Source organism: Pseudomonas sp. LSJ-87 (genome assembly GCF_032971465.1).
Classification (GTDB): Bacteria; Pseudomonadota; Gammaproteobacteria; order Pseudomonadales; family Pseudomonadaceae; genus Aquipseudomonas; species Aquipseudomonas putida_Z.
In genome coordinates, this window is sequence record NZ_JAWJYQ010000022.1 from 75,824 (window position 1) to 98,416 (window position 22,593).

At 63.7% G+C, this 22,593-nt stretch carries 20 protein-coding genes; 11 read left to right on the top strand and 9 right to left on the bottom strand.

Annotation, left to right across the window (positions count from 1 at the left end; translation table 11 throughout):
* Positions 1 to 60: 60 nt before the first annotated feature.
* Together RYH74_RS14555 and RYH74_RS14560 are read left to right on the top strand one after the other, a co-directional pair.
* The gene (locus RYH74_RS14555; RefSeq protein WP_046614772.1) at positions 61 to 606 is read left to right on the top strand and encodes a PadR family transcriptional regulator; all 546 of its coding nucleotides are present in this window, start codon (positions 61 to 63) and stop codon (positions 604 to 606) included.
* Positions 599 to 1,360, top strand: coding sequence for a siderophore-interacting protein (locus RYH74_RS14560; RefSeq protein WP_317409636.1), 762 nt, complete (start codon positions 599 to 601; stop codon positions 1,358 to 1,360). Before RYH74_RS14555 ends, RYH74_RS14560 begins: the two co-directional genes overlap by 8 nt.
* Before the next feature lie 119 nt (positions 1,361 to 1,479).
* Here the strand turns inward: RYH74_RS14560 and RYH74_RS14565 are convergent, their stop codons facing one another.
* Together RYH74_RS14565 and RYH74_RS14570 are read right to left on the bottom strand one after the other, a co-directional pair.
* Positions 1,480 to 2,115 carry a Pr6Pr family membrane protein gene (locus tag RYH74_RS14565; protein ID WP_317409637.1) on the bottom strand — a complete coding sequence of 212 codons (636 nt, stop codon included), beginning with the start codon at positions 2,113 to 2,115 and terminating at the stop codon, positions 1,480 to 1,482.
* A gap of 1 nt (position 2,116) precedes the next feature.
* Positions 2,117 to 2,338, bottom strand: coding sequence for a VF530 family DNA-binding protein (locus RYH74_RS14570; protein WP_003252112.1), 222 nt, complete (start codon positions 2,336 to 2,338; stop codon positions 2,117 to 2,119).
* 165 nt (positions 2,339 to 2,503) lie between these two features.
* Here RYH74_RS14570 and RYH74_RS14575 point away from each other — a divergent pair, with 165 nt between their 5' ends.
* The 7 genes from RYH74_RS14575 to cmoB all read left to right on the top strand — a co-directional run bounded on the left by RYH74_RS14575 (position 2,504) and on the right by cmoB (position 13,689).
* Entirely contained in the window at positions 2,504 to 4,549 is a 2,046-nt protein-coding gene (locus RYH74_RS14575) for a TonB-dependent receptor (RefSeq protein ID WP_317409638.1), read from the top strand.
* Between the two features lie 319 nt (positions 4,550 to 4,868).
* Complete coding sequence (locus RYH74_RS14580; protein WP_075046166.1) at positions 4,869 to 6,203, top strand: carbohydrate porin; 1,335 nt, start codon at positions 4,869 to 4,871, stop codon at positions 6,201 to 6,203.
* Positions 6,204 to 6,233: 30 nt separating this feature from the next.
* Positions 6,234 to 8,645: a glucose/quinate/shikimate family membrane-bound PQQ-dependent dehydrogenase gene (locus tag RYH74_RS14585; RefSeq protein WP_075046167.1), complete on the top strand. Its 2,412-nt coding sequence runs from the start codon at positions 6,234 to 6,236 to the stop codon at positions 8,643 to 8,645.
* A 217-nt stretch (positions 8,646 to 8,862) separates the two neighbouring features.
* Positions 8,863 to 11,283 (top strand): endopeptidase La, encoded by a 2,421-nt coding sequence (lon, locus tag RYH74_RS14590; RefSeq protein ID WP_025340416.1) that lies wholly within the window; start codon positions 8,863 to 8,865, stop codon positions 11,281 to 11,283.
* A 170-nt stretch (positions 11,284 to 11,453) separates the two neighbouring features.
* The gene (locus RYH74_RS14595; protein ID WP_286100482.1) at positions 11,454 to 11,846 is read left to right on the top strand and encodes a protease inhibitor I42 family protein; all 393 of its coding nucleotides are present in this window, start codon (positions 11,454 to 11,456) and stop codon (positions 11,844 to 11,846) included.
* A 146-nt stretch (positions 11,847 to 11,992) separates the two neighbouring features.
* Positions 11,993 to 12,736, top strand: a complete 744-nt coding sequence (gene cmoA, locus RYH74_RS14600; protein WP_025340420.1) for a carboxy-S-adenosyl-L-methionine synthase CmoA — start codon at positions 11,993 to 11,995, stop codon at positions 12,734 to 12,736.
* A complete protein-coding gene (gene cmoB / locus RYH74_RS14605) occupies positions 12,733 to 13,689 on the top strand; it encodes a tRNA 5-methoxyuridine(34)/uridine 5-oxyacetic acid(34) synthase CmoB (protein WP_286100483.1) in 957 nt (318 codons plus the stop codon). The genes cmoA and cmoB overlap by 4 nt, the downstream gene beginning before the upstream one ends.
* Positions 13,690 to 13,757: 68 nt before the next feature.
* Here the strand turns inward: cmoB and RYH74_RS14610 are convergent, their stop codons facing one another.
* Positions 13,758 to 13,961: a hypothetical protein gene (locus tag RYH74_RS14610; protein ID WP_075046170.1), complete on the bottom strand. Its 204-nt coding sequence runs from the start codon at positions 13,959 to 13,961 to the stop codon at positions 13,758 to 13,760.
* Positions 13,962 to 14,310: 349 nt separating this feature from the next.
* Here RYH74_RS14610 and RYH74_RS14615 point away from each other — a divergent pair, with 349 nt between their 5' ends.
* Both RYH74_RS14615 and RYH74_RS14620 read left to right on the top strand, forming a co-directional pair.
* Positions 14,311 to 14,985 carry a heavy metal response regulator transcription factor gene (locus RYH74_RS14615; RefSeq protein WP_003258489.1) on the top strand — a complete coding sequence of 225 codons (675 nt, stop codon included), beginning with the start codon at positions 14,311 to 14,313 and terminating at the stop codon, positions 14,983 to 14,985.
* Positions 14,982 to 16,364 (top strand): heavy metal sensor histidine kinase, encoded by a 1,383-nt coding sequence (locus RYH74_RS14620; protein WP_075046171.1) that lies wholly within the window; start codon positions 14,982 to 14,984, stop codon positions 16,362 to 16,364. Before RYH74_RS14615 ends, RYH74_RS14620 begins: the two co-directional genes overlap by 4 nt.
* A gap of 127 nt (positions 16,365 to 16,491) precedes the next feature.
* Here the strand turns inward: RYH74_RS14620 and pdxJ are convergent, their stop codons facing one another.
* The 6 genes from pdxJ to lepA form a co-directional block, all read right to left on the bottom strand.
* Positions 16,492 to 17,214 (bottom strand): pyridoxine 5'-phosphate synthase, encoded by a 723-nt coding sequence (gene pdxJ / locus RYH74_RS14625; RefSeq protein WP_153670549.1) that lies wholly within the window; start codon positions 17,212 to 17,214, stop codon positions 16,492 to 16,494.
* Positions 17,215 to 17,275: 61 nt separating this feature from the next.
* Complete coding sequence (recO, locus tag RYH74_RS14630; RefSeq protein WP_286100486.1) at positions 17,276 to 17,959, bottom strand: DNA repair protein RecO; 684 nt, start codon at positions 17,957 to 17,959, stop codon at positions 17,276 to 17,278.
* 168 nt (positions 17,960 to 18,127) lie between these two features.
* Positions 18,128 to 19,030 carry a GTPase Era gene (gene era / locus RYH74_RS14635; protein ID WP_015271595.1) on the bottom strand — a complete coding sequence of 301 codons (903 nt, stop codon included), beginning with the start codon at positions 19,028 to 19,030 and terminating at the stop codon, positions 18,128 to 18,130.
* Entirely contained in the window at positions 19,023 to 19,712 is a 690-nt protein-coding gene (rnc, locus tag RYH74_RS14640; RefSeq protein ID WP_003258487.1) for a ribonuclease III, read from the bottom strand. Before rnc ends, era begins: the two co-directional genes overlap by 8 nt.
* 161 nt (positions 19,713 to 19,873) lie before the next feature.
* On the bottom strand, positions 19,874 to 20,728 hold the full coding sequence (gene lepB, locus RYH74_RS14645; protein ID WP_003258486.1) for a signal peptidase I: 855 nt from the start codon (positions 20,726 to 20,728) through the stop codon (positions 19,874 to 19,876).
* 5 nt (positions 20,729 to 20,733) lie between these two features.
* Complete coding sequence (lepA, locus tag RYH74_RS14650; protein WP_025340425.1) at positions 20,734 to 22,533, bottom strand: translation elongation factor 4; 1,800 nt, start codon at positions 22,531 to 22,533, stop codon at positions 20,734 to 20,736.
* Positions 22,534 to 22,593 lie beyond the last annotated feature (60 nt).

The window sequence follows — 22,593 nt, forward strand, 5'->3', positions numbered from 1 at the left end:
CTTTAGATATATCTTGAGTAATATCTTACGATATATCGCAAACGACGGAGCCCTGCCCCCATGCGCGAACATACCCCCCATGACCCCTTCGAGCGGCGCCCAGGTCGTGGCGAACGCGGCCCGCGCGTCTTCGCCCCCGGCGACCTCAAGCTGCTGATGCTGGCCCTGCTCGCTGAGCAGCCAGGCCACGGCTACGACCTGATCCGCCAGATCGAAAACCTGTTCGACGGCAGCTACAGCCCAAGCCCCGGGGTGATCTACCCCACCCTCAACTTCCTCGAGGAGGCCGAGCTGATCAGCGGCCAGGTGCAGGGCAGCAAACGCCTCTATGCCATTACCGAAGCCGGCCGCACCGCCCTGGCCGAACAGGCCGTCGCACTGGACGGCGTGCGCATGCGCATCGAAGTCAGCAAGCGCGCCCTGCGCGGCCACGACCGCCCACCAGAGATTCATGAAGCGGTCGGCAACCTGCGCCACGCACTGCACATGCACAGTGGCCGCTGGACACCGGAAGAAATCGAGCGGGTCCGCGACCTGCTCAACCACACCGCCAAGGCCATCGCCTCCGGGCCGGCCGAACCTGTCAGGGAGACACCCCATGAGTGACACCATTCACCGCGTCAACCACGAAATCCGCCAACGCCGCCTGCAGGTGCTGCGGGTCACCGAACTGACCCCGCGCATGCGCCGCATCACTCTCGGGGGTGCCGAGCTGCAAGGCTTCACCAGCGTGGGCAGCGACGACCATATCAAGCTGCTGTTCGCCGAAACGCCGGAGCAACAGCAAGCCATCGAGGCTCGTAATCTGGGCCGAGAAGGTGGCGCGCGGCCTACCATGCGCGAATACACGCCACGGCGCATCGACCTGGTGGCCAATGAGCTGGACATCGACTTCGTGCTGCACGGCGATGGCCCTGCCTCTACCTGGGCAGCCCAGGCGGCACCCGGGCAAACCCTGGACATTGCCGGGCCGCGGGCTTCGATGGTGGTGCCGGACATCTTCGACAGCTACCTGCTGATCGGCGACGAAACCGCCATTCCGGCCATTGGCCGCCGCCTGGAGGAATTGCCAGCGGGCCGCCAGGTACTGGCGGTTATCCAGATCGAGGACGAGCAGGAACGCCAGCCACTGCCGAGCAAGGCACAGGTGGAAGTGATCTGGGTACGTCGCCAACATGAAGACCTGCTGGCGCGGGTGAAGAACCTGACCTTGCCGCAAGGCCGGTTGTATGGCTGGGTGGCACTGGAAAAAGCCCTGACCCGGCAGGCCAAGGCACTGTTGCTGGAGAAAGGTTTGCCTGAGGATGCGCTCAAGGCTGTGGCCTACTGGCGTGCCGACGGGACTGCGGACGACGAATGATTGATTATTGCTGCCCCGGCCCTATCGCCGGCAAGCCAGCTCCCACAGGTACCCCGCAGCGTTCAAGGGCTGCGCAATTCCTGTGGGAGCTGGCTTGCCGGCGATAGGGCCAGTGCAGGTCAAGCCAATCTGTGCAGCCCCCGCCACCTGTCCAGCCCCAGCAACACCAGCCCAATCCCCCAGAACCCCGCCAACACCCCCAGGGCATTGAGCAATACCTGCCCATACCCCAGGCTCGCCACATCGATGAACGGGTAGGCATACACGCCAATCTCGCTCCCCCGCCACAGCGCGTAGGCAAAATACGTCGCCGGATATACCGCCCAGACCAGCAGATGCCATAGCCGCAACCTGCCCTTGGGCACCTCGCACCACCAGTACAAGGCATATAGCACGGGCATCACATCGTGCAGCAACTCGTCCGCCAGCCATTGCCAGCCCTGCGGTTGCCACAAGTGACGCAACAGCACGCTGTAGGCCAATGCCACCAGCACGATGCTGGCGGCCACCGCGGAACCCACCACAGGCGACAGGAAAAAGCGCTTGGCACGGCCTTCCCGGCCGAACGCCGCATAACTGAGCACTGTTGCCACCAGGGTGTTGGTCAACACGGTGAAATACCCGAACACATTGATCAGGCCACCCACCAGACTGGCCTGTTCCTGCCAACGTGCCAACAGCACCAGGTACACCTGCACGGCCAGGCCGAACCAACCCAGCACGGCCATGCCGGTCAGCCAGGGACGGCGCGGCATGTCAGGCCTGGCGCTGCAGCTTCACGTACAGCTGCTCGACCTTTTCCCGTGCCCACGGCGTCTTGCGCAGGAAGGTCAGGCTCGACTTGATGGTCGGGTTGCTTTTGAAGCAGCGCACATCGATGCGCTCGGCCAGGCCCTGCCATTGGTAGTGCGCCACCAGCTCGGTGAGGATCTGTTCGAGGGTCTTGCCGTGCAGCGCGTTGTGTTGGGCCGTGCTCATGCCAGTGCTCCGTGGGAAAGATGCGCACCTTACACGAGTGTAGTGGTGGGTGGGATCAGGTGAGTCGACAGAAAAACCGCTGGCCAGGCGCAAAACCTCTGTGCTGAAATAGAGATGTTATATTGTAACAATACAAAAGCATCTGCCAAGGAACGCCCCATCCCCATGCTGTACACACCGCTTCGTCTCTCTCCCCTCGCCGTCGCGCTGTGGCTGGCCGCATCACCCAGCCACGCCGTGGAACTCGAACCCCAGGTCATCACCGCCAACCCTTTGGGCAACAGCCAGCTGGCCGCACCCAGCACCGTGCTCGAAGGCGACAACCTGCTGCAACAGCAGCACGGCAGCCTCGGTGAAACCCTGAACAAGCAGCCTGGGGTCGCCTCCACCTGGTTCGGCCCTGGCGCCAGTCGCCCGGTAATTCGTGGCCTGGATGGCGACCGTATTCGCATCCTGCGCAATGGCGTCGGCGCCCTGGATGCTTCATCGCTGTCCTACGACCACGCCGTGCCGCTGGACCCGGTGACCGTCGACCGTGTCGAGATCGTCCGTGGCCCGGCTGCCCTGCTCTACGGCGGCAACGCCATCGGAGGTGTGGTCAATACCTTCGACAATCGCATCCCGGATACCCCCATCGAGGGCATCCAAGGTGCCGGTGAACTGCGCTACGGTGGCGCCGATACCACCCGCAGCAGCGCTGGCAAGCTTGAGGCCGGCAACGGTGCCTTCGCCCTGCACCTGGATGCCAACAGCCGCCAGTTCAACGACCTGCGCATCCCCGGTTACGCGCGCAGTTCCAAAGTGCGCGACGCCGACGAACCCGGCAGCAAGCACCGCCTGGAAAACAGCGACGGCCGCCAGGACGGTGGCGCCGTGGGTGGCGCCTACCATTGGGATCACGGTTACGCCGGCCTGTCGTACAGCCGCTACGACAGCAACTATGGCTCGGTGGCCGAGCCAGGTGTGCGCCTGGACATGAAGCAGGACCACTACGCCTTCGCCTCCGAACTGCGTGACCTGGACGGCCCATTCACTTCGGTCAAGGTCGATGCCGGCTACACCGACTACGAGCACCGTGAAATAGAAGAAGGCGAAGTCCACACCACCTTCAGGAACAAGGGCTATGAAGCACGTATCGAAGCCCGCCACCAACCGCTCGGGCCGGTAGAAGGCGTGATCGGCGCCCAGGTCAGCCGCAACGAATTCTCCGCCTTGGGCGAGGAAGCCTTCGTCCCGCACACCGACACCGACAGCCTGGCGCTGTTCATGCTGGAGCAGTGGCAAGCCACCGAGCGCCTGAACCTGAGCCTGGGCGCACGCATGGAGCACACCCGGGTCGACCCGGATGCCAAAGGCAACGAGAACTTCGCCGACGCCGACAGCGCCAGCACTTTCAACGCCTTCAGCCTGTCTTCCGGGGCGGTGTACCAACTCGACCCGATCTGGTCGCTGGCCGCCAACCTCGGCTACACCGAGCGCGCCCCGACCTTCTACGAGCTGTATGCCAATGGTGCCCACGTGGCCACCGGAGCCTTTGAAGTCGGCGATGCCAGCCTGAACAAGGAAAAAGCCATTTCTACCGACCTGGCCTTGCGTTTCGACAATGGCACCCACAAGGGCAGTGTCGGGGTGTTCTACAGCCACTTCCGCAACTACATCGGCCTGATCGGCACCGGCAACACCCGCGAGGGGCATGACCACGACCATGGCGAGGATGACCATGACCACGATCACGACCATGACGGTTTCCCGGAATACCAGTATCAGGGCGTGCGAGCGCGCTTCTATGGCATCGAGGCCCAGGACCGCTGGCAACTGGCCGAGAACCGCTATGGCAGCTTTGCCCTGGAGCTCTCCGGTGACTACACCCGGGCGAAAAACCTCGACAGTGGCGAGCCGCTGCCACGCATCGCCCCACTGCGCCTGAACAGCGTCCTGGTCTGGGAGCTGGACCGCTGGCAGGCGCGGGTCGACGTGCAGCATGCTGCGTCGCAGCATCGCAAACCGGCCAACGAAACCAGCACCGATGGCTACACCACGCTGGGGGCCAGCGTTGGCTACCGCTTCGAAGTTGGCCAGAGCCAGTGGCTGGCGTTTGTGCGCGGCGAGAACCTGACTGACCAGACCGTGCGCTATGCCAGCTCGATCCTGCGCGATATCGCCCCGGCGCCGGGGCGTAGTGTGGAAGTGGGCCTGCGTACCACGTTCTAAAATCGCGGGGCGCTTCGCGCCCCTTTCGCCGGCAAGCCAGCTCCCACCGGTATTGCTTCTGCCTCAAGTGCATCGCGATCCTGTGGGAGCTGGCTTGCCGGCGATTGGGCTGCAAAGCAGCCCCCTCTGCAGCCAATTGTTACCTGTTGAACAACAATCCACTGCGACAATTTGTCTTTTTTTCTTACAACTTCCCCTATATCCTCCCCGCCGCAAGCTGAATCGCTTCATCGAAACCATCTTGTCGCCATATCCATTGAGGGGCCCGCCCTTCGATGCGCTTGCCATTTATTCAATAATCAAAAGATAGCGCTATCTCATGCTCCAACTGCCCAAAACCTGTTACATCGGCCTTGCCCTCAGCGCCCTGGCGGCCCCCACCGGCGCCAGCGAGATGTTCGCCAGCGACTCCCCCTGGATGCTCGGCGACTGGGGTGGCACCCGCAGCGAACTGCTGGAAAAAGGCTACGACTTCACCCTCGGCTACACCGGCGAGATGGGCAGCAACCTGCATGGTGGCTACGACCACGACCGCACCGCGCGCTACAGCGACCAGTTCACCTTCGGCAGCCACCTGGACCTGGAGAAGATCCTTGGCTGGCACGACACCGAATTCCAGCTGACCATTACCGAGCGCCACGGCGACAACATCAGCAACGACCGCATCAACGACCCGCGTGTCGGCGGCTTCACCTCGGCCCAGGAGGTATGGGGCCGTGGCGAAACCTGGCGGCTGACGCAGATGTGGATCAAGCAGAAGTACTTCGATGGCGCACTGGACGTGAAATTCGGCCGTTTCGGCGAAGGCGAGGACTTCAACAGCTTCCCCTGCGACTTCCAGAACCTGGCCTTCTGCGGCTCGCAGGTGGGCAACTGGGTCGGCGGCATCTGGTACAACTGGCCGGTCAGCCAGTGGGCCCTGCGCGTGCGCTACAACCTCAGCGACGCGCTCTACGCCCAGGTCGGCGTGTTCGAGCAGAACCCCTCGAACCTGGAGTCGGGCAACGGCTTCAAGCTCAGCGGCAGCGGCACCCAGGGCGCGGTAATGCCGGTGGAATTGGTGTGGAGCCCACAGATCAATGGCCTGAAAGGGGAATATCGCGCCGGCTACTACTACAGTAATGCCAAGGCACAGGATGTTCTCAAGGACAGCAACGGCCAGCCGGCAGCCCTCAGCGGCGCCGCCTACCGCAGCAGTTCGAGCAAGCACGGCTTGTGGCTCGGCGCCCAGCAGCAGGTGACTTCGCTGGCGTCCGACCAGTCGCGTGGCCTGAGCCTGTTCGCCAACGCCACGGTGCACGACAAGAAGACCAATGCCATCGACAACTATGTGCAGGCAGGACTGGTATACAAAGGGCCCTTCGACGCCCGCGCCAAGGACGACATCGGTTTCGCCCTGGCCCGTGTGCACGTCAACCCTGCCTATCGCAAGAACGCACGCCTGGCCAACCAGGCCGCCGGCCTCTACGACTACGACAACCCTGGTTTCCTGCCGGTGCAGGACACCGAGTACAGCGCCGAGCTGTACTACGGCATCCACCTGGCCGACTGGCTCACGGTCCGCCCCAACCTGCAGTACATCCGCCACCCGGGCGGGGTGTCGCAGGTCGATGGCGCCCTGATCGGCGGCCTGAAGATCCAGAGCAGTTTCTAACCCCCTTTTTGACCTGACGGAGAACCTACGATGAGCACTGAAGGTGCCAACAATGGAAGCCGCTGGCTACCGCGCCTGATCGGCGCGCTGCTGTTGCTGATGGGCCTGGCCCTGCTGGCCGGCGGCATCAAGCTGAGCCAGCTGGGCGGATCGCTGTACTACCTGATCGCCGGTATCGGCTTTGCCCTGTCGGGCATCCTGCTGCTGGCCCAGCGCCGCATCGCCCTGGGCCTGTACGGCCTGGTACTGCTGGGCAGCACCGTGTGGGCCCTGCTCGAAGTGGGCCTGGACTGGTGGCAACTGGTACCGCGCCTGGCCATCTGGTTTGCCATCGGTGTGGTCCTGCTGCTGCCCTGGGCGCGTCGCCCGCTGATCGGCCCGGCCAACAAGGCCAACACTGCGCTGCTCGGCATTGCAGTGGTCGCTTCGGGCGCTTGCGCCCTGGGCAGCCAGTTCACCCACCCCGGTGAAGTGTTCGGCGAACTGGGGCGCGACAGCAGCGAAATGGCCAGCGCCGCCCCGGCCATGCCCGACGGCGAATGGCAGGCCTACGGCCGCACCGAGCACGGCGACCGCTATTCGCCGCTGCGCCAGATCACCCCGCAGAACGCCTACCGCCTGGAAGAGGCCTGGCGCATCCGCACCGGTGACCTGCCGACCGAAAACGACCCGGTGGAGCTGACCAACCAGAACACCCCGCTGAAGGTCAACGGCATGCTCTATGCCTGCACCGCGCACAGCCGCGTGCTGGCCCTGGACCCGGACACCGGCGCGGAAATCTGGCGCTACGACCCGCAGGTCAAGAGCCCGGTCGGCACCTTCAAGGGCTTCGCCCACATGACCTGCCGTGGCGTTTCGTACTATGACGAAAACCGCTACGTCAGCCGCGACGGCAGCCCGGTACCGAAAATTACCGACGCCGGCCAGGCCGTGGCCCAGGCCTGCCCGCGCCGCCTCTACCTGCCTACCGCAGACGCCCGCCTGATCGCCATCAACGCCGACAACGGCAAGGTCTGCGAAGGCTTCGCCAACCAGGGCGTGATCGACCTCACCACCGGCATCGGCCCGTTCACCGCCGGCGGCTACTACTCCACCTCGCCAGCGGCGGTCACCCGTGACCTGGTGATCATCGGTGGCCATGTCACCGACAACGAGTCGACCAACGAGCCATCCGGCGTTATCCGCGCCTACGATGTGCACGATGGCCACCTGGTGTGGAACTGGGACAGCAACAACCCGGACGACACCCAGCCACTGGCTCCCGGCAAGATGTACAGCCGCAACTCGGCCAACATGTGGTCGATCGCCAGCGTCGACGAAGACCTCGGCATGATCTACCTGCCACTGGGCAACCAGACCCCGGACCAGTGGGGCGCAAACCGCACCCCGGGTGCCGAGAAGTACAGCGCCGGTGTGGTCGCCCTGGACCTTGCCACCGGCAAGGCTCGCTGGAACTACCAGTTCACCCATCACGACCTGTGGGACATGGACGTCGGCAGCCAGCCGACCCTGGTCCACCTGAAAACCGACGATGGCGTGAAGCCAGCAATCATCGTGCCGACCAAGCAAGGCAGCCTGTACGTGCTCGACCGCCGCGACGGCACGCCGATCGTGCCGATCCGCGAGATCCCCACCCCGCAAGGTGCGGTGAAAGGCGACCACACTTCGCCGACCCAGGCCCGCTCCGACCTCAACCTGCTCGGCCCTGAACTGACCGAACAGGCCATGTGGGGCGCCACGCCGTTCGACCAGATGCTGTGCCGCATCCAGTTCCGCGAACTGCGTTACGAAGGCCAATACACCCCGCCGTCCGAGCAAGGCTCGCTGATCTACCCGGGCAACGTCGGTGTGTTCAACTGGGGTAGCGTGTCGGTCGACCCGGTGCGCCAACTGCTGTTCACCTCGCCCAACTACATGGCCTTCGTGTCGAAGATGATCCCGCGTGAGCAGGTGGCCGAGGGCAGCAAGCGTGAAAGCGAGACCAGCGGCGTGCAGCCGAACACCGGTGCGCCGTACGCGGTGACCATGCACCCGTTCATGTCGCCACTGGGCGTACCGTGCCAGGCCCCGGCCTGGGGTTATGTCGCCGCCATCGACCTGTTCACCAACAAGGTGGTGTGGAAGCACAAGAACGGCACCACCCGCGACAGCACCCCGGTGCCGATCGGCCTGCCGGTTGGCGTGCCGAGCATGGGTGGTTCGATCGTCACCGCCGGTGGCGTCGGCTTCCTCAGCGGCACCCTGGACCAGTACCTGCGCGCCTATGACGTGAACAACGGCAAGGAATTGTGGAAAGCCCGCCTGCCAGCGGGTGGCCAGGCCACGCCGATGAGCTACAGCGGCAAGGATGGCAAGCAGTACGTGCTGGTGACTGCCGGCGGGCATGGCTCGCTGGGCACCAGGATGGGCGACTACATCATCGCTTACAAACTGGCTGAGTAACCCAGAGATGCGGCAGTGAACCTGCTGCCGCATTCGCGGGTAAACCCGCTCCCACAGGTACGGCACTGCCCCCAAGTTCGGCGCCGTACCTGTGGGAGCGGGTTTACCCGCGAAGAGGCAGGTACAGGCATCACTCCTCTCTGCACCCTTCAACTACCATTGAAACCCATCCCCCCGCGCCCCATCTAAGCACCATAGTCATTCACGCAGGTGCCCCATGAGCGACCAGCAGGATTTCCCGGAACATCCCGACGAACACAGCGAAGTCGAACACACCACTCCCCAGGCCGAAACCGGCCACGCCCTTGCCCTGCCCGGCCAGCAGCTGCCGGACAAGGTCTATGTGATCCCGATCCACAACCGCCCGTTCTTCCCGGCCCAGGTGCTGCCGGTCATCGTCAATGAAGACCCTTGGGCAGAAACCCTCGACCTGGTGGCCAAGTCACCAGACCACAGCCTGGCCCTGTTCTTCATGGATACCCCGCCAGAAGACCACCGCCACTTCGACACCTCGGCGCTGCCGCAGTACGGCACGCTGGTGAAGGTGCACCACGCCAGCCGCGAAAACGGCAAGCTGCAGTTCGTCGCCCAGGGCCTGACCCGGGTACGCATCCGTACCTGGCTCAAGCACCACCGCCCGCCGTACCTCGTCGAGGTGGAATACCCGCGTCAGCCAGCCGAGCCGACCGACGAGGTCAAGGCCTACGGCATGGCGCTGATCAATGCGATCAAGGAGCTGCTGCCGCTCAACCCGCTGTACAGCGAAGAGCTGAAGAACTACCTCAACCGCTTCAGCCCCAACGACCCGTCGCCGCTCACCGACTTCGCCGCCGCCCTCACCTCGGCCACCGGCAACCAGTTGCAGGAAGTGCTCGACTGCGTACCCATGCTCAAGCGCATGGAAAAGGTCCTGCCGATGCTGCGCAAGGAAGTCGAGGTGGCGCGCCTGCAGAACGAGATCTCGGCCGAGGTCAACCGGCAGATCGGCGAGCACCAGCGCGAGTTCTTCCTCAAGGAACAGCTCAAGGTCATCCAGCAGGAGCTGGGCCTGACCAAGGACGACCGCAGCGCCGACCTCGAGCAGTTCGAGCAGCGCCTCGAAGGCAAGACCCTGCCGGACCAGGCACGCAAGCGCATCGACGAAGAGATGGGCAAGCTGGCCATCCTCGAAACCGGCTCGCCCGAATACGCCGTCACCCGCAACTACCTGGACTGGGCCACCGCCCTGCCCTGGGGCGTGTACGGCAAGGACAAGCTCGACCTCAAGCACGCACGCAAGGTCCTCGACCAGCACCACGCCGGCCTCGATGACATCAAGGAGCGCATTCTCGAGTTCCTCGCCGTGGGCGCCTGGAAAGGCGAGATCAGTGGCTCGATCGTGCTGCTGGTGGGCCCGCCCGGGGTAGGCAAGACCAGCATCGGTAAATCCATCGCCGAATCGCTCGGCCGGCCGTTCTACCGCTTCAGTGTCGGCGGCATGCGTGACGAGGCCGAGATCAAGGGCCACCGCCGCACCTACATCGGCGCCCAGCCCGGCAAGCTGGTGCAGGCCCTGAAGGACGTCGAAGTGATGAACCCGGTGATCATGCTCGACGAGATCGACAAGATGGGCCAGAGCTACCAGGGCGACCCGGCTTCAGCGCTGCTGGAAACCCTCGACCCGGAGCAGAACGTCGACTTCCTCGACCACTACCTCGACCTGCGCCTGGACCTGTCCAAGGTGCTGTTCGTGTGCACCGCCAACACCCTGGATTCGATCCCCGGGCCATTGCTCGACCGCATGGAAGTGATCCGCCTGTCCGGCTACATCACCGAAGAGAAACTGGCCATCGCCAAGCGCCACCTGTGGCCCAAGCAGCTGGAAAAGGCCGGTGTGGCCAAGACCAGCCTCGGCATCAGCGACAGCGCCCTGCGCGCGGTGATCGAAGGCTATGCCCGCGAAGCCGGGGTACGCCAGCTGGAGAAACAACTGGGCAAGCTGGTGCGCAAGGCCGTGGTCAAGCTGCTGGAAAACCCCGAGGCGAAACTGAAGATCGGCACCAAGGACCTGGAAGCCGCGCTCGGCATGCCGGTGTTCCGCAGCGAGCAGGTACTGGCTGGCAAAGGCGTGATAACCGGCCTGGCCTGGACCAGCATGGGCGGCGCCACGCTGCCGATCGAAGCCACCCGCATCCACACCCTCAACCGCGGCTTCAAGCTGACCGGCAAGCTGGGTGATGTGATGAAAGAGTCGGCCGAAATCGCCTACAGCTACGTCAGCTCCAACCTCAAGCAGTTTGGTGGTGATCCTGGCTTCTTCAACGAAGCGTTCATTCATCTGCACGTGCCCGAAGGCGCCACGCCCAAGGACGGCCCGAGTGCCGGCATCACCATGGCCAGCGCCCTGCTGTCGCTGGCCCGAGACCAGGCGCCGAAGAAGGGCGTGGCCATGACCGGCGAGCTGACCCTGACCGGGCAGGTACTGCCGATTGGCGGTGTGCGCGAGAAGGTGATTGCGGCGCGGCGGCAGAAGATCTTCGAGCTGATCTTGCCGGAGCCTAACCGTGGGGACTATGAGGAGCTGCCGGACTACCTGCGCGAAGGCCTGACCGTGCATTTCGCCAAGCGCTTCGCCGACGTGGCCAAAGTGCTGTTCTAGCCAACACCGGCCTCTTCGCGGGTAAACCCGCTCCCACAGGGATAGCGCAGGGCTTGAGCCCAGTGAGATCACTGTGGGAGCGGGTTTACCCGCGAAAGGGCCGGCACAGGCAACACAAATCTCCTCGATCATCGGTTATCCTCAGGCCATCGTCAGCCTCCGGAGCCAACATGACCGTCCCTCGTCTGCTCGTTCCCCTGAGCTTCGCCCTGATTTCCGCCTGCGCCCAACAGCCCACGCAACCCGTCGAACTGGACGCCGAAAGCGAATGCCCGACGCGCCTGCAGGTTGGCCAGGCGCTGATCCTGAGCTTGCCCAGCAACCCGTCCACCGGCTACCGCTGGCGCGTCGAAGCACCTGCCTCCAACGTACTGCGCAGCCTTGGTCCGGAGGTGTATAGCGCTCCCGAGGAGGAAGACGTGGTCGGCAGCGCCGGTGTCTCCACCTGGCGCTACCAGGCCAGCGATACCGGCGATGGTCAGTTGGTGCTGGTGTACCAGCAGCCGTGGGCCGCAGATATCGCCCCCGTGCAAACCTTCGACTGCAAGATCATCGTCCGCTAAAGTCCGCAGCTTCGCTCATAGGCAACCTGCACACCCACCAGGCAGGCGCAGAGGTCCCTCAGCGCCCGCCCCTGAAGCGCTGCCATGGCAAGAATCCCGGCCTTTGGCTAAAATGCGCCTCCGTTTCACCCTGTATCGAGCCCGCCGTGAGCAAACAACCCGACCGCCTTTTCGCCCAGCCCTTGGAGCAAGTGCCCGACTTCGTCTTCAACGAGGATGTGGTGCGTGTGTTCCCGGACATGATCAAGCGCTCGGTTCCGGGCTACCCGACCATTGTCGAGAACCTCGGCGTGCTGGCCGCGCGCTTCGCCCAGCCGCATACCGCGCTGTACGACCTGGGTGCGTCGTTGGGTGCCGTTACCCAATCGCTGCGCCGCCATGTGCGCAGTGACGGCTGCCGGGTAATCGCCGTGGACAACTCCGCGGCGATGGTCGAGCGTTGCCGCCAGTACCTCACCGCCCAGGACTCGATGTTCCAGGAACTGCTGCCGGTGCAGGTGCTGGAAGCCGACATCCTGGCCCTGCCCTTCGAGCCCGCCTCGGTGGTGGCGATGAATTTCACCCTGCAGTTCATCGCCCCCGACCAGCGCCTGGAGCTGCTCGGCCGCATCCGCCAGGCGCTGTTGCCCGGTGGTGCGCTGATCCTCTCGGAAAAACTGCGCTTCGCCGATGATGAACAGCAGGACCTGCTCAATGAACTGCACCTGGACTTCAAACGTGCCAATGGCTACAGCGAACTGGAAATTGCCCAGAAGCGCAGCGCCATCGAGAACGTGATGAGGCCCGACACCCTCGAAGCCCACCAGGCGCGCCTGCGCGCAGCCGGTTTCTCGAAGGTGGTGCCCTGGTTCCAATGCCTTAACTTCGCCTCTTTGATTGCCCTGCCATGATCGATCTGTCCCCCCTCGTCCGCCGCCTGGCGGGCACGCCCCTGGCTTCCTGGTCGCAAGGCCTGCAAGCGCAACTGGAAGCCAAGCTGGAGAAGGGTCACGGTGACCTCGACCGCTGGCGCGGTGCGCTGGAAGCCTTGCCCGCCCTGATTCCGAGCGAAATCGACCTGGTCAACGGGCTGCGCCTGGACTGCGATTGCGACGACGCCACCCGCGCGCAGATGCGCCAGGCACTGATGGGCCTGTCCCCTTGGCGCAAAGGGCCGTTCGACCTGTTCGGCGTGCATGTGGACACCGAATGGCGTTCGGACTGGAAATGGTCCCGGGTCGGCCCGCACCTGGACCTCAAGGGCAAGCGCGTGCTCGACGTGGGCTGCGGTAACGGCTACTACCAGTGGCGCATGCTCGGTGCCGGCGCCGACATGGTGATTGGCGTCGACCCCAACTGGCTGTTCTTCTGCCAGTTCCAGGCCGTTCAGCAATACCTGCCAGAGCTGCCCGCCTGGCACCTGCCATTCGCCCTGGAAGACCTGCCGGCCAACCTCGAAGGTTTCGACACGGTGTTTTCCATGGGGGTGTTCTACCACCGCCGCTCGCCTATCGAGCACCTGCTGGCGCTCAAGGACTGCCTGGTCAAAGGCGGGGAACTGGTGCTGGAAACCCTGGTGATCGAGGGTGACGAAAACCAGGTGCTGGTACCTGAGGACCGCTATGCACAGATGCGCAACGTCTGGTACCTGCCGTCGGTACCGGCCCTGGAGCGCTGGTTGCGCCGTGCCGGTTTCAGCGATGTGCGTTGCGTCGACGTAAGCGTGACCAGCGTCGAGGAACAGCGCAGCACCGAGTGGATGCGCTACCAGTCACTGGGCGACTTCCTCGACCCGAACGACCACAGCAAGACCATCGAAGGCCTGCCGGCCCCACGCCGCGCCACCCTGCTGGCGCGCAAATAAAAAAGGCGCCCGGATGGGCGCCTGAATACACCTGCGCCGAGGAGCTGTCACGGCGCAGGTGCTGTCACTCAATCCTTGGCCAACTCGCGGGCCTTCTCCTGCGCCTTGCGCTCACGCTCGGCAACGGCCTGTTGCTTGTCGCCGTGCAGGCGCTGCTGGTCTTCGCGGAACGCTTGCCAGAATTGTTTTGAACGTTCCGCACCGCCCTCGGCGTAAACACTGGCGCTGCCCAGGGCAACGGTGGCCAACAGCAGATATTTGGTCAGGTTCATCGTGGTTGCCTCGTGATAACCGATCAGACAGGGCCATCCTAGCGAGGGCTAGCTAACGGCAACGTGAGGCGGGGATTACAGTCTTGCAATGTGGCCCTGTTTTGCCTGTTCGGGCCCTATCGCCGGCAAGCCAGCTCCCACAGGATCACCACAAGTCTTGAAAACTGTGCAGTACCTGTGGGAGCTGGCTTGCCGGCGATAGGGCCCGAAAAGACAGCCAGATAACACCAGGATTACAAATCCGTTATCTGCGTCGCGCGTCCTTACTCATGCCGTAACATCCCACGCCTTGACCCTGATGCCACTACAGGGTCGAGAATCGCCCCCTTTCATCACACCGAGCCCACCCATGCGTCTACTGATCATCGAGGACGAACTGCGTACCGCCGACTACCTGCAGCAGGGCCTGCGCGAGAACGGCTACGTGGTCGACTGCGCCCACACCGGCACCGATGGCCTGCACCTGGCCCGCCAGCAGCCCTACGACCTGGTCATCCTCGACGTCAACCTGCCCGAACTCGATGGCTGGACCGTGCTGCAGCGGCTGCGCGCCGAATCGGCCACGCGCATCATGATGCTTACCGCCCACGGCCGCCTGGCCGACCGGGTCAAGGGCCTGGACCTGGGGGCCGACGATTACCTGCTCAAACCTTTCGAGTTCCCGGAACTGCTGGCCCGTATCCGCAGCCTGCTGCGCCGCAACGACCAGCAACTGCAGCCCAGCACCCTGCGCGTCGCCGATCTGGAGCTGGACCCCGGCCGCCACCGCGCCTACCGCGCCGGCCAGCGTATAGACCTGACCGCCAAGGAATTCGCCCTGCTGCACCTGCTGATGCGCCAGACCGGCGAGGTGCTGTCGCGCACCCAGATCATCTCGCTGGTGTGGGACATGAACTTCGACTGCGACACCAATGTGGTCGAGGTTTCGATCCGGCGCCTGCGGGCAAAGATCGACGACCCGTTCGACAACAAACTGATCCATACCCTGCGCGGCGTCGGCTACGTGCTCGAGGCACGCTTTTGAAAAACGCCAGCCTGTCACTGCGCCTGGGCTTGAGCGTGACGCTGATGGGCGCTGCACTGGTGCTGCTGCTGGCCTGCCTGGCCGTGTTCGCCCTCGATCACGAACTGGACAGCCGCGCACGCAAGGACCTGGCGCGCAAGATGCTGCAGGTCGAGCACAACCTGCGGGTCGACCTGCGTAGCGAAGACCTGGGCAGCCGCGCTCATCCCTTGCTCGACCTGGTGATGGGGCACGACAACCTCAGCCTCAGCGTGCTGGCCCTCGAAGGCCGCCATCCGCACCTGCTCAGCCTGGGGCCAGCGCTGGAATCGCAGGTAGGCGATCTGCGCACCGATGCCCGTCTGGCCTTTCATGCGTGGCGCGACAGCAATGGCAACCAGATACTCACCGTGACCCGGCTGATGCGCCTGCGCGACGACACCCCGGTCAAGGTGATGATGTCGCTCAACCGCGCCGACGACAACGCCCTGCTGCAGGCCTACCTGCACTCCACCTTGCTCGCGCTGCCGTTGCTGCTGCTGCTGATCGGGGCCGGTGCCTGGTGGCTGATGCAGCGCGGCCTGAAGCCACTGCGGCACTTCCGGCGCATTGCCGGGCGGGTGTCGGCCCAGGACCTGCAACATCGTCTTCCCGCTACCGGCCTGCCGCTGGAACTGGCAGAGCTGGCCAGTAGCATCAACGTGATGCTCGACCGCCTCGACCAGGGCGTCAGCCAGCTGTCGCAGTTCTCCGATGATCTGGCCCATGAACTGCGCACACCGTTGAGCAACCTGATGGGCAAGGCGCAAGTGACGCTGGCCCGCGAACGGGACAACGCGAATTACCGGGAAGTGCTGGAAGACAGCATCGAAGAACTGACCCGGCTCAACCGCATCATCAATGACATGCTGTTTCTCGCCCAAGTCAGCCAACCCCAGGCCCAGGTCGCGCTCAAGCCCATGGCATTGGCCGACGAGACGGCGCGGGTTGCCGAGCTGTTTGCGTTCAGTGCCGAGCTGAAAGGGGTTGAGTTGCGTGTGCAAGGCTGGGGGACGGCGCAGGGTGATCGGCTGATGTTTCAGCGGGCACTGTCGAACCTGTTGAGCAATGCCATTCGGCACTGCCCCGATGACAAGCCTGTGGAACTGCGTATCGAGCGCGTGGGCAGCGAAGTTCGGCTTTCGGTGGAAAACCAGGGGCCTGGTATTGCTGAAGAACACCAGTCGCGCTTGTTCGAGCGGTTTTATCGGGTGGGCTCGGGGCGCTCGCGGCTGGAGGGAGGGACCGGGTTGGGGCTGGCGATCGTGAAATCGATCATGCAGTTGCATGGTGGGCGGGTCGAGGTCAGCAGCAGCCCCTTGGGGCCTACCCGGTTTACCTTGGTGTTTCCAGCCGAGTAATACATCGCTTGTGCCGGCCTCTTCGCGGGTAAACCCGCTCCCACAGGGATCGCACAAGCCTCAAGGCCTGTGGAGTACCTGTGGGAGCGGGTTTACCCGCGAAGAGGCCGGTACAGGCGACCAACGATTAGCGCGAAGCCGCCACGATCAGCGCCTTCATCTCGGCCACTGCAGCCTTGAAGCCGACGAACAGCGCATGCGCTACCAACGCATGGCCGATGTTCAGCTCATTGATGCCTTTGATTGCCGCCACCGCCTCGACGTTGTGGTAATGCAGCCCGTGGCCGGCGTTGACGATCAGCCCCTGCCCCACGCCAAACGCCACGCCATCGACGATACGCTTGAGTTCCTCGGCCACTTCGGTCGGGGTTTCGGCATCGGCGTAACGCCCGGTGTGCAGTTCGATGGCAGGCGCGCCAACGCGACGCGAAGCCTCGATCTGCCGCTCGTCGGCATCGATGAACAGCGACACTTCGGCACCGGTACGCGACAGGCGCTCAACCGCAGCCTTGATCCGTGCTTCCTGGCCCGCCACGTCAAGGCCGCCTTCGGTGGTCAACTCCTGACGGGTTTCGGGTACCAGGCAGATGTGCGCCGGGCGGATCTTCTCGGCAAAGGCCATCATCTCTTCGGTGACGCCCATCTCAAAGTTCATGCGGGTCTGCAGCACGTCCTTGAGCAGCACCACGTCACGCTCCTGGATGTGCCGGCGGTCTTCACGCAGGTGCACGGTGATGCCATCGGCGCCTGCTTCCTCGGCATCCAGGGCAGCCTTGACCGGATCAGGGTAACGCGTGCCCCGGGCCTGGCGCAGGGTCGCCACGTGGTCGATGTTTACGCCGAGAAGCATGCGGTTGCTGTGAGTCACGAAAGGCTCTCCTGAAGATTGAGCCCCACAGCATACGTCGTGATCAGCGCTTGCGAAACAGTTCCCGGCTGACCAGTGGTTTTGCCCCCAGGTGAACCGCCAGTGCCTGGCGCATCAGGCGCTTGGCAGCGAGCAAGGCACCTGGGGCATCCCAGTCGGCTTCGGCCAGGGCCAGCAGTTCGGTGCCGCGGAACAGCCCGGGTTGCACCAGCTCGACCCGCTCCAGGCCGGCATCCACACGCAAGCGGTACAAGCCATCGACCGCGATCGCCTGGTCATTGACGTCGTGGTGCAACGAAAACGCGTAACCGAGCTCGTCCAGCAGCCGCCATTCGAAGGAGCGTAGCAGCGGCTCCAGCGGGCGACCGGCGGCCAAGGCTTGCAAGGTCAGGGTGTAGTGCTCGAACAGCGCCGGGAAAGGCGCTTCGGCTGGCAGCAGGCGCATGAGCAGTTCGTTGAGGTACAACCCGCTGAACAGGGCATCGCCATGCAGCCAGGCGGCGATGCCGGCACTGTCCATGCGCCCGACATTCTTCAGCTCGCCACGCCCGCGCAGTTCCAGCTCCAGCGGCACGAACGGCCGCACCAGGCTACCACCCTTGCCACGCGCACGGCGTAGCACGGCGCGCATGCGGCCCTGCGGGGTGAAGAAGTCCACCAGCGCGCTGGTTTCCTTGTAGGCACGGCTGTGCAGCACGTAGGCTGGCTGGCCGACAGGTAGTTCCATGGAAGATCACTTAGCCCAAGTTTGATGCAAATCCCTGTGGGAGCGGCCTTGTGTCGCGAAAGGGGCGCGCAGCGGCCCCAAGATCTCGGCTATTGCATAGATTCTGGGGCTGCTTCGCAGCCCTATCGCGACGCAAGGCCGCTCCCACAAAGGAGGGCCTTGCGAGGCTTAGAGGTCGCCGTAGCCCAGCGAGCGCAGGGCGCGCTCGTCATCGGACCAGCCGCCTTTCACCTTGACCCACAGGTTGAGCATGACCTTGGAGTCGAACAGCACCTCCATGTCCTTGCGCGCCTCGGAGCCGATGCGCTTGATGCGCTCGCCCTTGTCGCCAATGATGATCTTTTTCTGGCCGTCGCGCTCGACCAGGATCAGCGCATGGATGTGCAGCACATGACCCTGCTGCTTGAATTCTTCAATTTCCACGGTGATCTGGTACGGCAATTCCGCACCCAGCTGGCGCATGATCTTCTCGCGCACCAGTTCGGCGGCCAGGAAGCGGCTGCTGCGGTCGGTGATCTGGTCTTCGGGGAAGAAGTGCTCGTTCTCGGGCAGGTGCTTGGCGATCTGTGCTTCCAGCGCCTGCAGGTTGTGCCCCTGCTGCGCGGAAATAGGCATCACTTCGGCGTTCGGCAACTGCTCCTGCAGCCATTGCAGGTGCGGGATCAGTTCGGCCTTCTCTTCCATGCGGTCGGTCTTGTTGACCGCGATGATCAGTGGGCCCGTCACGTACTGCACGCGCTCCAGCACCAGTTGGTCCTCGTCGGTCCATTTGGTGCGGTCGACCACGAAGATCACCACGTCGACGTCCTTAAGGGCCGCCGAGGCGTTGCGGTTCATGTAGCGGTTCAAGGCCTTGTCGTTGGCCTTGTGCATACCGGGGGTATCGACGTAGATCGCCTGCACGTCACCCTCGGTCTTGATGCCGAGCATGTTGTGGCGGGTGGTCTGCGGCTTGCGCGAGGTGATCGCCAGCTTCTGGCCGAGGATGTGGTTGAGCAAGGTCGACTTGCCCACGTTCGGGCGGCCGACAATGGCTACGTAGCCGCAGCGGGTCGGGTTGCTATCAGTCATTGCCATTCTCCACGCCCAGGGCGATCAGTGCAGACGCGGCAGCGACTTGCTCGGCGATACGCCGGCTAACGCCCTGGCCACGGCTCTTGTTGTTCAGCAGTACCACTTCGCATTCGACGAAGAAGGTCCGGCAGTGCGGTTCGCCCTGGATGTCCACCACTTCGTAACGCGGCAGCTCGCAGCTGCGCGACTGCAGGAACTCCTGCAGGCGGGTTTTCGGGTCCTTGTTGGTATCGACCAGGGTCAGGCCTTCGAACTCATCGGCCAGCCAGGCCAGCACGCGCTCCCGGGCCGTTTCCATGTCGGCGTCCAGGTAGATGGCGCCAATCAGCGCCTCCAGGGCGTCGGCCAGGATCGACTCGCGGCGGAAGCCACCGCTCTTGAGCTCACCCGAACCCAGGCGCAGGTGATCGCCCAGGTCGAAACCACGGGCCAGGCGGGCCAGGGTCTCACCCTTGACCAGGCGCGCGCGCAGGCGCGACAGCTGGCCTTCGCGGGCCTGCGGGAAGCGCTCGAACAGCGCTTCGCCGGCGACGAAGTTGAGAATGGCGTCACCGAGAAACTCCAGGCGCTCATTGTTGCGCCCGGCGTAACTACGATGGGTCAGTGCCAGGAGCATCTGATCCTGGTTCTTGAAGGTATAACCGAGCTTTCGCTCCAGACGGGCAAGGGGAGCACTCATGCAGCCACCCGTTCGTTGTTCAACGCGTTGTTCAAATCAACATCCTGAAAGACTGTTTGGCTGTGGCCCGCCGCGATGTGCGGCGAATCTCCCGATCCCTGAGAACACAGCCTATGTCAGAAATGCATTCGGCGCTGCCTGCTGGCCAGCGCCGATGGGTATCAATGGATCAGACCGACCCGCGACAGGTTGGGCAGGTGGCTGAGCTTGGGCTCTGGCCAGCTCATCCACACCGCGAAGGCCTTGCCGACGATGTTCCGGTCCGGAACCATGCCGTGCAGTTCCTTCGGGATGTTCGGGTCATCCCAGTAACGGCTGTCGTTGGAGTTGTCGCGGTTGTCGCCCATCATGAAGTAATGGCCTGCCGGCACGGTCCATTGCTGGTCCGGCGGCATGCGGTAACGGCTCATTTCCTTGCGGATCAGGTGTTCGGCCTCGCCGAGCTTTTCCTTGTACAGCTCGGCGCTGCCCAGGGTGCCCGGCTCGGTGCCCACCAGTTGTTCGGCAATCGGCTGGCCGTTGACGAACAACCGCTTGTCGCTGGTGTAGCGCACCTGGTCACCCGGCAGGCCGACCACACGCTTGATGTAGTTGACGTTCGGGTCGCTCGGGTAGCGGAACACCATCACATCACCGCGTTGCGGGTCACCCACCTCGATGACCTTCTTGTCGATCACCGGCAGGCGAATGCCGTACGAGAACTTGTTCACCAGGATGAAGTCGCCCACTTCCAGGGTCGGCTTCATCGACCCCGAAGGGATCTGGAACGGCTCGACCAGGAACGAACGCAGCACCAGCACGATGAACAGCACCGGGAAGAACGACTTGCCATACTCGACCAGCAACGGCTCCTTGCCCAGGCGCTCGACCACCGCCATCTCGGGCTGGCTGACGCTGCCCTGGTAGTTGGCGATTGCCGCACGCCGGCGCGGGGCCAGGAACAGCAGGTCGATCAAGCCCAGCAGGCCGCAGACGAAGACGGCGATGACTAGCAACAGCGGGAAATTTAGCGACATAGGACCTAGCTATCCAACCTGAGCACGGCGAGGAAGGCTTCCTGTGGAATCTCCACGTTACCCACCTGTTTCATGCGTTTCTTACCGGCCTTCTGCTTCTCCAGCAGCTTCTTCTTACGGCTGACGTCACCACCGTAGCACTTGGCCAGTACGTTCTTTCTGAGCGCCTTGACGGTTGTCCGCGCGATGATCTGGCCGCCGATAGCTGCCTGGATCGCCACGTCGAACATCTGCCGAGGGATCAGCTCCTTCATCTTCTCGGTCAACGCACGGCCTTTGTAGGCCGCGTTGTCGCGGTGCACGATCAATGCCAGGGCATCGACCTTGTCGCCGTTGATCAGTACATCCAGCTTGACCAGGTTGGCCGACTGGTAGCGATCGAAATGATAGTCCAGCGAAGCATAGCCGCGGCTGGTGGACTTGAGGCGGTCGAAGAAGTCCAGCACCACTTCGTTCATCGGCAGGTCGTAGCGCACCTGCACCTGGCTGCCAAGGAACTGCATGTCGCGCTGCACGCCACGCTTCTCGATGCACAGGGTGATGACGTTGCCCAGGTGTTCCTGCGGTACCAGGATGGTGGCAGTGACGATCGGCTCGCGGAAGTCGGCGACCGCCGAGACGTCTGGCAGCTTCGACGGGTTGTCGACGGTGATGGTCTCGCCGGTTTTCAGTTCCAGCTCGTAGATCACGCTTGGCGCCGTGGTGATCAGGTCCAGGTCGTATTCGCGCTCCAGGCGCTCCTGGATGATCTCCATGTGCAGCATGCCGAGGAAGCCGCAACGGAAGCCGAAGCCCAGGGCGTCGGAGCTTTCCGGCATGTATTGCAGCGACGAGTCGTTCAGGGTCAGCTTCTGCAGCGCATCGCGGAAGTCCTCGAAGTCGTCGGAGCTGACCGGGAACAGGCCGGCGTAGACCTGCGGCTGGATCTTCTTGAAGCCTGGTAGCACTTCGACCTCAGGGGTCGAGGACAGGGTCAGGGTGTCACCGACCGGGGCACCGTGGATGTCCTTGATGCTGGCAATGATGAAGCCCACTTCGCCAGCCTTCAGGTCGGCGGTCTGGGTGTGTTTCGGGGTGAACACGCCCACGCTGTCGACCAGGTGCACCTTGCCGGTGGACTTGACCAGGATCTTGTCGCCTTTCTTGACGCGGCCGTGGCGCACGCGCACCAGCGAGACCACGCCCAGGTAGTTGTCGAACCAGGAGTCGATGATCAGTGCCTGCAGCGGCGCCTCGATATCGCCTTCCGGCGCGGGGATGGTCTGCACCAGGCGCTCGAGCACCTCGTCCACGCCCATGCCGCTCTTGGCACTGCAGGCCACGGCGTCGGTGGCGTCGATGCCGATGATCTTCTCGATCTCGTCCTTGACGCGATCCGGATCGGCCTGCGGCAGGTCCATCTTGTTCAGTACCGGCATGACCTCAAGGCCCTGCTCGATGGCGGTGTAGCAGTTGGCTACGGACTGGGCCTCGACGCCCTGGCCGGCATCCACCACCAGCAGCGCGCCTTCACAGGCCGCCAGCGAACGCGAGACTTCGTAGGTGAAGTCGACGTGGCCGGGGGTATCGATGAAGTTCAGCTGGTAGACCTTGCCGTCCTGCGCCTTGTAGTTGAGCGTGACGCTGTGGGCCTTGATGGTGATACCGCGCTCACGCTCCAGGTCCATGGAATCGAGCACCTGGGCTTCCATCTCGCGTGCCGACAGGCCACCGCACATCTGGATGAAACGGTCGGCCAGCGTCGACTTGCCATGGTCGATGTGGGCGATGATGGAGAAATTGCGGATATGACTCAAATCACTCACGGGTCAACACTCGAAAAGGCTGCGAGCCGGACGCCCGCCGAAAAATAGCCGGGAATTGTA